This window comes from Pseudorhodobacter sp., from assembly GCF_030452865.1.
Lineage (GTDB): Bacteria > Pseudomonadota > Alphaproteobacteria > Rhodobacterales > Rhodobacteraceae > Pseudorhodobacter.
Window position 1 is genome coordinate 1 of record NZ_JAKDLJ010000109.1, and the last position, 9,535, is coordinate 9,535.

Annotated in this window: 9 protein-coding genes and 1 pseudogene; 7 read left to right on the top strand and 3 right to left on the bottom strand. The window is 59.9% G+C overall.

The window, feature by feature from the left end; all coding sequences use genetic code 11:
- Window positions 1-144 precede the first annotated feature (144 nt).
- Window positions 145-615 (bottom strand): VOC family protein, encoded by a 471-nt coding sequence (locus L0H65_RS08500; protein ID WP_301458445.1) that lies wholly within the window; start codon window positions 613-615, stop codon window positions 145-147.
- A 191-nt stretch (window positions 616-806) separates the two neighbouring features.
- Between L0H65_RS08500 and L0H65_RS08505 the strand changes: the two genes are divergently transcribed.
- Window positions 807-1,760, top strand: a complete 954-nt coding sequence (locus L0H65_RS08505; protein WP_301458446.1) for a glycosyltransferase family 2 protein — start codon at window positions 807-809, stop codon at window positions 1,758-1,760.
- 23 nt (window positions 1,761-1,783) lie between these two features.
- On the opposite strand, the gene dapB is transcribed toward L0H65_RS08505, so the two are convergent.
- Window positions 1,784-2,593, bottom strand: coding sequence for a 4-hydroxy-tetrahydrodipicolinate reductase (gene dapB / locus L0H65_RS08510; protein WP_301458447.1), 810 nt, complete (start codon window positions 2,591-2,593; stop codon window positions 1,784-1,786).
- Between the two features lie 174 nt (window positions 2,594-2,767).
- Between dapB and L0H65_RS08515 the strand changes: the two genes are divergently transcribed.
- The 3 genes and pseudogenes from L0H65_RS08515 (at window position 2,768) to L0H65_RS08525 (ending at window position 4,706) form a co-directional block, all read left to right on the top strand.
- Window positions 2,768-3,493, top strand: coding sequence for a sterol desaturase family protein (locus L0H65_RS08515; RefSeq protein ID WP_301458448.1), 726 nt, complete (start codon window positions 2,768-2,770; stop codon window positions 3,491-3,493).
- A 69-nt stretch (window positions 3,494-3,562) separates the two neighbouring features.
- Window positions 3,563-3,970, top strand: a pseudogene (gene rbfA, locus L0H65_RS08520) (30S ribosome-binding factor RbfA); the annotation flags it as partial.
- Between the two features lies 1 nt (window position 3,971).
- Window positions 3,972-4,706: a phosphodiester glycosidase family protein gene (locus tag L0H65_RS08525; RefSeq protein WP_301458453.1), complete on the top strand. Its 735-nt coding sequence runs from the start codon at window positions 3,972-3,974 to the stop codon at window positions 4,704-4,706.
- A 774-nt stretch (window positions 4,707-5,480) separates the two neighbouring features.
- Here the strand turns inward: L0H65_RS08525 and ychF are convergent.
- Window positions 5,481-6,578 (bottom strand): redox-regulated ATPase YchF, encoded by a 1,098-nt coding sequence (gene ychF / locus L0H65_RS08530; RefSeq protein WP_301458449.1) that lies wholly within the window; start codon window positions 6,576-6,578, stop codon window positions 5,481-5,483.
- A 126-nt stretch (window positions 6,579-6,704) separates the two neighbouring features.
- Between ychF and L0H65_RS08535 the strand changes: the two genes are divergently transcribed.
- The 3 genes from L0H65_RS08535 (at window position 6,705) to L0H65_RS08545 (ending at window position 9,469) form a co-directional block, all read left to right on the top strand.
- A complete protein-coding gene (locus L0H65_RS08535) occupies window positions 6,705-7,115 on the top strand; it encodes a VOC family protein (RefSeq protein WP_301458450.1) in 411 nt (136 codons plus the stop codon).
- 61 nt (window positions 7,116-7,176) lie between these two features.
- The gene (gene trpA, locus L0H65_RS08540) at window positions 7,177-7,968 is read left to right on the top strand and encodes a tryptophan synthase subunit alpha (RefSeq protein WP_301458451.1); all 792 of its coding nucleotides are present in this window, start codon (window positions 7,177-7,179) and stop codon (window positions 7,966-7,968) included.
- Window positions 7,969-8,113: 145 nt separating this feature from the next.
- Window positions 8,114-9,469 (top strand): aspartate aminotransferase family protein, encoded by a 1,356-nt coding sequence (locus L0H65_RS08545; RefSeq protein WP_301458452.1) that lies wholly within the window; start codon window positions 8,114-8,116, stop codon window positions 9,467-9,469.
- The last annotated feature ends 66 nt before the right edge of the window (window positions 9,470-9,535 follow it).

The following is a 9,535-nucleotide window of genomic DNA, read 5'->3' on the forward strand; positions in this document are numbered from 1 at the left end:
ATGGGGTTTCCGTTTAGGAGCTTTACCTGCCGAGCTTTCCAACTTGCAAGACGATCGGCTAGATTCAAGCTGATTGTCGCAGCCAATCGGATTCCCTTGTTCCACTTGGTATCCCTTCGCAAGATAAGGCTTCTGCGTGCCTTATTACCCGCGATCCCGCCAGTCCGACCAGGTGCCAATGCCAAAACCGGGATCGGCTGGCGCGTCCAGCAAATGGACGAACTCCAGCGAATGCCCATCCGGGTCTTTGAAATACAGCGACAGGGCGGGCATCCAGCCGATAACGACGGGTTCGGACGCTGGCTCACCATGAAAGCCCAGCGGTGCGATGCCGTGCGCCTGCAACATGGCGGGGGCCGCAAGCAGGGCATTCCGCCCTATCCGAAAGGCGAAATGGCCGGTCATACGCAACGGGCCAAAGCCGCATTGCCACAGACCCAACATGCCGCGATCCGGCGCACCGGCCCAGAAAAACGCAGCGCCGCGCGACGGCACCTCATGCGCCAGTTGCAGCCCCAAGATGTCGCGATAAAACGCGATAGAGCGTGAAAGATCGGACACCGGCAGATGCGTTTCATAGATGCCGGAAATGGCGTCAGCGATAGTATCGGTCATATTCTCTCCCGTTTTTGCCGAAGCCTGACAGCCGCAGCACGCAAGAGCAAGGTAACGCAGCAACCGCTTTTGGCGCTTGTCTTTGGCCGGGCCGCAATATTCTGTGGTCGGGTGGTTTCTGAAGGTACGCTGTGATCAAACGGGTTTGGAATGGACTTCGACGCCGGGTGCAAGAAGCGGCCACTCGGCGCATGGTGCGGGGCAGTTTGACGCTTGCCCATGGTGCGGCGACAGTGCCGCTTGCACCGGCTCAAGTGGCCGTTGTGTCCCTGATGAGGAACGCGGCTTTTTATATCGACGATTTCATCCGACACCATCAGGCGCTTGGGGTCCGGCATATCGTGATTGTCGACAACGCCTCCTCCGATGATACGGTGGCACGAGCCAAGCGGTTCGCCGATGTCACTGTGTTGCAATCCGACCTGCCCGCGAAGCGCTTTGAATGCGCCCTGCGGGAACAGGCGGCGCGCAAGGTTTTGCGCGGCGGTTGGGTGCTGTTTGTCGATTCGGACGAGCTGTTTGAACCGCTTGGCACCTTGCCGCAGCTTATGCATTACCTGGAGTCCGAGGGGTATACCGCGATGGTAACGCAGATGCTCGACCTATATGCCCCCGGAGCGTATGGTGAGGGCAAGGGTTGGGGCTATGGCGAAATACTGGTGCGCGCAGATCATTACAGTTTAGGTGTGATGCAATCCGTTCCCTATTTCGACCGTGAGGAAATCGGCTTCTCATGGTATTTGCAAAGCAATCATTGTGACGCGCCGCTGCAATTGAAACTCGGCGGGTTGCGTCGTGAGGTGTTTGGAGAAGCGTGTTTCCTGTCCAAGCACTCGCTGGTCAAAATGTCGCCGGAGGTGCGGCTTATCCCGCATCCGCATTGTGCGTCCAATGTGCGGATCGCCGATGTGACCGGCCTTTTGCGGCATTACAAACTGACAGGCGATTACCTTGCGCGGGATCGCGCCTCGGTGGCCGCTGGCACATGGGACCATGCCGAGGATGCGCGGCGGTTGGCGGCAGCCACGGGAGGCGATGCGTTTGCAATTCGTCCCGATGCACCGCAGGTCTATGCCGGTGTCGGGCCGCTCTTGGATCAGGGGTTCGTCTACGCCTCTGACAGGTATCGGGATTTCATCGGCTAAATCGGCTGGAAAGGTTCCGGAAATCACAGTCCAAGAACATCCATCATGTCATATTCACCGGGTTTTTGACCGATGCCCCAAATCGCCGCCCGCAATGCGCCACGGGCAAAGATGCTGCGATCCGTGGCCAGATGGCGCAAGATGATGCGTTCGCCATCGGCGGCAAAGATCACGTCATGTTCGCCGACAACATCGCCGCCCCGAATGGCGGCAAAGCCGATGTCACCACGTTTGCGCGCTCCTGTGATGCCGTCTCGGCCGGAATCGCGCACATCAGCTAATGCAACGCCACGCCCTTTTGCCGCAGCTTCGCCCAGCATCAGGGCGGTGCCGGAGGGCGCATCGAGTTTCATGCGGTGGTGTGCTTCAACGATCTCTACATCCCAATCCTCATCCAGCGCCTGCGCCACCTTTTGCGTCAACCGAACCAGCAGGTTGACACCGAGCGACATATTGCCTGCGCGAATGATGACGGCCTGCTGCGCAAAAGTCCGCAGATTGGCCAGATGCTTCGCTTCCATCCCGGTTGTGCCGATGACGTGAACCACACCGGCTTTCGCGGCGAGTGCGGCAAATTCCATCGTAGCGGCGGGGGCGGTGAAATCAACGACGGCCTGACCCGTGGCAAAGGCACCCTGAGCGTCATCGGTGACGATCACGCCAAGGCGTGCGCCGCCCATCGCCTCCCCCACATCCCGCCCGATCCAATCGTGGCCGTTACGTTCGACGCAGCCGACAAGTCGCGCGCGATCTGACATGCTGAGGGTGCGGATCAGCATTTGGCCCATTCGTCCCGACGCGCCAGTGACGATGATTCCCGGAAGGTCGGCCATGCGTGCAATCCTCTCGTTTCCTTGCGACCGTCTTTAGCGGTTTCGGCAAGGACCGCAAAGGGGCGGAATCGGTTGCGGCGGGCCTGAGGGAGTATTCGCCGGGTCATTGCGCAACGTCACAGGCGACAACCAGTGTCGAGCAGTGCAAACTTGGCGCATCGGCAGGGGATGGGAATGGCACGGCTTTCAATCATGTATCGGCACCTCGCCGTCCAGGTGATGACGGCGATCATGCTGGGTGCGGCGATCTGGCTGGCGGTGATTGGGCCGTTTTGGGCCTGGGCTTTCGTGATCTTTGGCATTCCGGCGCAGATGCTGAATGAATATTCCTTGCACCGCTATATCTTCCATCTGGCCCCGCCACGGCAGCAATGGGCCTTCGACCTGCTCTATCAAGCGCATTACGGACACCATGATTTCCCGACCAATCAGAGGCTGTTCTTCGTGCCGATCTGGGTGGCTTTGCCCGTGCTTTGCACCAGTTTCGCCGTCACTTGGGCAGCGTTGCATTTCGTTGTGCCAGCCTTTGCGCTTCCTGTGGCTGTCGCAATCGTTCCGGTCGGCGGCATCGCGACCTTTCTGGGCTATGAATGGTTCCACATGACCGCGCATCTGCCGGTGCCGAAAACAGCGGTGGAGCGTCATGTCACCACCCTGCACAACCAGCACCATTTCCGCGATTTTTCCCGCTGGTTCCATGTCAGTCCGGGGGGTGAGGTGATTGATCGTGTAATGGGAACCGCGATTGATCGGGAGGCTCTGAAATCACAGCAGCGGATTGAGTTCATCCGGACACTGGGGATGCGGCCCGACGATGTGCGGCTGATTGCGGCGCGACAGCGATTTGCTTCAACCTATGGCCTGAGCAGCGTGGAGATCGCGCGCGCGGCCTCCGGCTAGGCGAAAAGCCGACTGCACGCAGGGGTGACACCCGTTGCAGACCGCGTGATTCGCGCCTACATGGGGCGCATGGCACACAAAAACCTCACCTCGGCCAAAGGCCCGTCGCAACGGCAGCTTCGTGTTGGCGAATTGATCCGGCGCATCCTGTCGGAGGTGCTTTCGCGTGGCGAGGTGCATGACCCCGACCTCAACCGTCGCTATATCACGGTGGGGGAGGTGCAAATGTCTGCTGATTTGCGGGTCGCGACAGTGCATGTGATGCCGCTGGGCGGTGAGGATGTTGAAGGCTGCATCGCCCTCCTGGCCCGGCATCAGGGGGAGTTGCGTCATCTGGTCAGCAAAGGCATGATCATCAAACACGTTCCCGAACTGCGCTTTCGCCGCGACATCACCTATGATCAACTTGATGAAACCCGCCGCCTACTGGATGCTGAACGTGTGCGCCGCCATGTGGCAGAACCCGACCTCGATGAGCATGAACCTAAGGCTTGCGGCATTGATGTTTGCCCTCGCGGCACCACCTGCCGTCGCGGAGGCTGCATGCAAGGACATCCGGTTTGAGGATCAGCCTTATACAACCTGCGAAGTAACCTTCGGTCAGGATTTGCGCCTGTTTCATGCCGATACGGAAGGCGTGGTGCTGGGCAGTTTTGGCAGGGTTGACGAGGTGTTGCAGGCCGAAGGCAAAAAGCTGGCTTTCGCGATGAATGCCGGGATGTATCACCCGGACCGTGCGCCGGTTGGTTTGCTGATCACCGAGGGGCAGGAACGCGCAGGCATCGTCACGCGCGCGGGGCCGGGCAATTTCGGGTTGCTGCCGAATGGGGTGTTCTGCATCGGGCCGGATGGCTTTGCGGTCGTGGAATCGCGCAAATTCAAAGCCCACCCGCCGCGCTGTCGCTTTGCCACACAATCGGGGCCGATGCTGGTGATCAATGGCAAACTGCACCCGAGGTTCCTGGCCGATAGCGACAGTCGCTACATCCGAAACGGCGTTGGAGTCTCCGCCGATGGCAAGACCGCGTATTTTGTCATTTCGGGGCATTCGGTGAATTTTGACACCTTTGGGCGACTGTTCCGCGATGGGCTGTCGGTTCCCAATGCCCTCTACTTCGATGGCAAGATCAGCCGCCTTTACGCGCCTTCGCTGGGCCGCAGCGATTTCGGCTTTCAGATGGGGCCGATCGTCGGTCTGGCGGTGTCGCAATAAGCGGATTCCGGCGTTCGCCTTTCGTGGTTCGTGACATCGAACCGGACTGAAATGCGTTGCCGGTGTCGCCTGGCGTCAGGTAGCGGGTCACCTTGAAAACAGACAAACGGCAGTTGGCCTGCACAAATTGGTGCAATCACGGAGGGTACACAAAACACCGCTGAATAAGCCGCTAGAGCGTTTTGCATTTGATTCGAATCGAAATTGGCTGCCTCTCCCCTGGTCGAACGCCAATTTCGATGTGCTTGTTCCAGATAAAATGCAAAGCGCTTTAATCATCACTCACTCCCCATTTGGTGCGTTTGTGGCATAAGGCCGGCCTTTTGATCCGTTAAAAAAAGGCCGACTATAGTGCGAAGGGAAAAGGGTAGCATGCGGTCGAAGGGCTTCTTTCTCCAAACACTTGCCACCCAGCATTATGACACCTGCCGAACGCCCCGCCCGGTACATTTTCTTGCCGAGGTTGCGGACTGACTTTCCAATCTCTGCGCACCCGCATCCGAAAGATGGGGGCAACGCGTCGCTGCCATGATTGTGAGCATGGCGAAAGGTCCAAGCTCGCCTATGCTAAATTTGTCCGTTCCGCCTTGTTCCATCATGCAGGTCGCTTGACGCGGCAATATGGCAGTATGGCAGTAATCGAGCAACACCAAACCGCCACAGAAATCCATGCAAAAAGTATGACATCAATGCGTTGCACATTGGCCCACTATCTGCCGCGATGGATCACGTTGGCCCGGCCCCACCCGCAGAAAGGGCATTGTATCTTCACGATCAGCCGGAAAACAGGAAGTGCAGCACATCCCCGTCCTTGACCTCATAGGTTTTGCCTTCGACCCGGAACTTGCCCGCTTCCTTGGCCCCAGATTCGCCGTTGCCAGCGATATAATCGTCATAACCCACGGTTTCGGACCGTATGAATCCCTTCTCGAAATCGCCGTGAATGACACCCGCTGCCTTTGGTGCAAGTGTCCCCTTGGGGATGGTCCACGCCCGCGCTTCCTTTGGACCGACGGTGAAATAGGTCTGCAAACCCAATAACTGATAACCCGCGCGGATCAGGCGATCGAGGCCCGCCTCCTCCAGCCCCATTTCTTGCAGAAACATCTCTGCCTCGTCGGCGGCAAGTTGGCTGATTTCTTCTTCGATCCGGGCAGAGATCACAACCATTCCCGCCCCTTGGTTGGTCGCCATTGTGGCCACTCGGGCCGATTGAGAATTGCCATGCGCGGCCGAAGATTCCTCGACATTGCACACGAAAAGAACGGGTTTGGATGTCAAAAGCTGCAACAACCGCCAGTTGCGCAGATCATCCTCCGCTACCTGCACGGATCGCGCTGGTTTGCCCTCCTCCAGCACGACCTGAGCCTGTTTCAAAAGCCGCACCTGATCGCCTGCGTCCTTGTCGCCGCCTTTGATCTTGCGGGCAAGATTGGCAAGCCGCCGCTCAATCGATTCCAGATCGGCAAGCATCAGTTCAGTCTCGATGGTTTCCGCATCAGCCACCGGGTCGATCTTGCCCTCGACATGGGTGATGTCGTCATCCTCAAAGCAGCGCAGCACATGGGCGATGGCATCGCATTCACGGATATTGGCAAGGAACTGGTTGCCCAGACCCTCGCCCTTGCTGGCCCCGCGCACGAGGCCCGCAATATCCACAAAAGTCATCCGCGTCGGGATGATCTGCTTGCTGCCCGCAATCGCCGCCAGTTTTTCCAGCCGCGCATCCGGCACCGCGACATCGCCGACATTCGGCTCAATCGTGCAAAACGGGTAATTCTCCGCCTGCGCCGCCGCAGTCCGGGTCAGCGCGTTGAACAGGGTCGATTTGCCCACATTCGGCAAGCCGACGATCCCCATGCGAAAGCCCATGTCATCTCTCCATCCATTGCCCCGGCCCTCATAGGCCGAAACCCCCGCAATCCGCAAGCAGGCGCCCGCAAAAGCCTCTTTTCAGGGCGTCCGTTCGCTGCCATTCTCGACCAACAGGAGGACAGCATGATGGGCTTTACGCCGTTCATCCATTTCCAAGGCACCTGCGCCGCGGCAATGACGTTTTATCACGATGTCTTCGGTGGCACCCTGACGCTGCACCGCTTCTCTGACATGCCGGGCGGCCCACCGGAATTTGCGGGCAGCGACCTTGTGATGAATGCGCAACTGACCTGCCCGACCGGTGATCTGATGGGGTCAGACTTTCCGCCGGGGCAGGCCGGAAAGCCACAGCAAGCCATCACAATCGCCCACACGGCTGCGGATTTGGCTGGCGCGCAGCGCGTCTTTGACCAACTTGCTCAAGATGGCATCGCAAAAATGCCCTTCGCGCAAACCTTCTGGTCCCCCGGCTTTGGTATGGTCACGGACCGATTCGGCACCAATTGGACCGTCTCCGTCCCCGATCCCGGCTAAGAGCCATTGATTTCCGGCGGCACTTTGGGCAAACGGATGCGTCAAAGCAAAGGACGCCGCCATGACCCGGATCGACAAGAAATTCGCCACCCTGCGGGCCAGCGGCAAAAAAGCCTTCGTTTCCTATATCATGGCGGGTGACCCCGATGTTGCAGGCTCTTTAGCGGTGATGAAGGGCCTCCCCGCCGCTGGCGTCGATATCATCGAGTTGGGCATGCCCTTCACCGACCCGATGGCCGATGGTCCCACGATCCAGCGCGCCGGACAACGCGCACTTGAAGGCGGCATGACGCTGGACAAAACGCTGGCCATGGTGACCGAGTTTCGCAAAACCGACGACGCCACCCCGATTGTGCTGATGGGCTACTACAACCCGATCTATGCACGCGGCGTAGACCGCTTTCTGGATCAAGCCAAAGCTGCAGGCATCGACGGGCTGATCGTGGTTGATCTGCCGCCCGAGGAAGATGCCGAACTCTGTATTCCCGCCCAGGCCGCAGGCCTCAACTTCATCCGTCTGGCCACACCGACCACCGACAACAAACGCCTGCCCAAAGTGCTGCAAAACACCTCTGGCTTTGTCTACTACGTCTCGATCACCGGCATCACCGGTGCCGCAACGCCACAAGCCACCGATGTCGCCCCCGAAGTCGCCCGCATCAAATCGCAGACCGACCTCCCCGTCATCGTCGGCTTCGGTATCACCCCCCCCGAGGCCGCTGAAGCCATGGCGAGCATCGCCGACGGTTGCGTCGTCGGCTCCGCCATCGTCAAGGACATTGCCGACGGAAAACCCGTGGCCGAAGTGCTGGCCCGCGTGGCCTCCCTCGCCGCAGGCGCCCATCGCGGTTGAACCCGAAACGCCGCGTCCCTTTGCCCGTCTTCTCTGTCAAAATATCCTGGGGGTGAATTGGCCTTCAGGCCAAGAGGGGGCAACGCCCCCTGCCACTGACCATTGCCTTGTGCTAAACGAATAAATACCCAGCAAAGGGACCACCATGATCGCCGGAATCACCCAAAAGCGGCTTATCGCCTTCACCAGGACGGAAACGCGCCGCTACCTCGCCAGCCGCCCGAACACGCAAGCGGCGCTAAAGGCTGGCGCGGATGCCTATCTTGCCGGCGTACCGATGCATTGGATGCGCGATTGGCCGATGCCGTTTCCCCTGCTGGTCGCCAGCGCCAAAGGCGCACGCATCACCGATGTCGATGGCTACGGCTTGGATGATTTCTGCCTCGGCGACACCGGAAGCCTGTTCGGCCATTCTCCCGGCCCGGTGGCAAAGGCCATCACCCGGCAGGCCAAACGCGGGTTGACCTATATGCTCCCCTCCGCCGATGCGCTGGAGGCCGGGCGTCTTTTGACCAAGCGTTTTGGCGAATACCGCTGGCAAATCGCCAGCACCGCATCAGACGCCAACCGCTGCGCCATCCGCGTGGCGCGGGCGGTGACGGGGCGCCCAAAAATCCTTGTGTTCAACGGCTGCTACCATGGTACGGTCGATGATGTGATGGTCACTCTGAAGGATGGTCGGACCGTGCCGCGCTCAGGTCTTGTGGGCCAGGTCGCGAATCCCGCCGAGCATGCTGTTGTCGTGGAATTCAACGATTTGCCCACCTTGCAGGCAGCACTCGCAAAAGGCGATGTCGCAGCGATCCTGGCCGAACCTGTGATGACCAATTGTGCCATGGTCCTGCCCGACCCCGGATTCTGGGACGGGGTGCGGGCGGCATGCGATGCGACTGCATCGCTGCTGATCATGGATGAAACCCATACAATTTCCAGCGGATTGGGTGGATGGGCGCGCAACAATGGGCTGCGCGCCGATATCCTTGTGATCGGCAAGTCTGTGGCCGGGGGCATCGCCTGCGCGGTTTGGGGCCTTTCGCACGATCTGGCGAAGCGGTTCCTCGCCCATGACGCCAAGCGGCCGCCCGGTCATTCCGGCATGGGAACCACTTTGTCCGGTAATCCGATGCAATTCGCGGCACTGCGCGCAAACCTCTCCAAGGTGATGACCAAAGCCAATTATGTCCGGATGGAGCGGAACGCGGCGCGGCTGGAGGCAGGCCTTGCCGCCGCCATCACCGGCGTTTCTGCGCCCTGGCATGTGGCGCGTGTTGGCGCGCGGGTGGAGTTTATTTGTGCGCCCGGACCATTGCACAACGGAGTGGCGGCGATGGCGGCGCATGAACCGCAGGTCGAACGCGCGGTACATCTGGGCCTCGTCAACCGCGGCTGTCTGATTGCGCCGTTTCACAACATGATGTTGGTCAGCCCTTCCACGAAAAGACGGCAGGTGGATCGTTTGATCGGCGCGTTTGTCGAAGTGCTGGCGGAGTTGTTTGACTGACGGGTTCGTGGCACAGGCGGGGGGGGGGGGGGGGGGGGGCGGCGGCGGGGGGGGGGGGGGGGGGGG

Excerpts from the sequence above, each read along its gene's own strand:
- L0H65_RS08500 (WP_301458445.1), bottom strand. The coding sequence starts at position 615 with ATGACCGATACTATCGCTGACGCCATTTCCGGCATCTATGAAACGCAT.
- L0H65_RS08505 (WP_301458446.1), top strand. The coding sequence starts at position 807 with ATGGTGCGGGGCAGTTTGACGCTTGCCCATGGTGCGGCGACAGTGCCG.
- dapB (WP_301458447.1), bottom strand. The coding sequence starts at position 2,593 with ATGGCCGACCTTCCGGGAATCATCGTCACTGGCGCGTCGGGACGAATG.
- L0H65_RS08515 (WP_301458448.1), top strand. The coding sequence starts at position 2,768 with ATGGCACGGCTTTCAATCATGTATCGGCACCTCGCCGTCCAGGTGATG.
- L0H65_RS08525 (WP_301458453.1), top strand. The coding sequence starts at position 3,972 with ATGAACCTAAGGCTTGCGGCATTGATGTTTGCCCTCGCGGCACCACCT.
- ychF (WP_301458449.1), bottom strand. The coding sequence starts at position 6,578 with ATGGGCTTTCGCATGGGGATCGTCGGCTTGCCGAATGTGGGCAAATCG.
- L0H65_RS08535 (WP_301458450.1), top strand. The coding sequence starts at position 6,705 with ATGATGGGCTTTACGCCGTTCATCCATTTCCAAGGCACCTGCGCCGCG.
- trpA (WP_301458451.1), top strand. The coding sequence starts at position 7,177 with ATGACCCGGATCGACAAGAAATTCGCCACCCTGCGGGCCAGCGGCAAA.
- L0H65_RS08545 (WP_301458452.1), top strand. The coding sequence starts at position 8,114 with ATGATCGCCGGAATCACCCAAAAGCGGCTTATCGCCTTCACCAGGACG.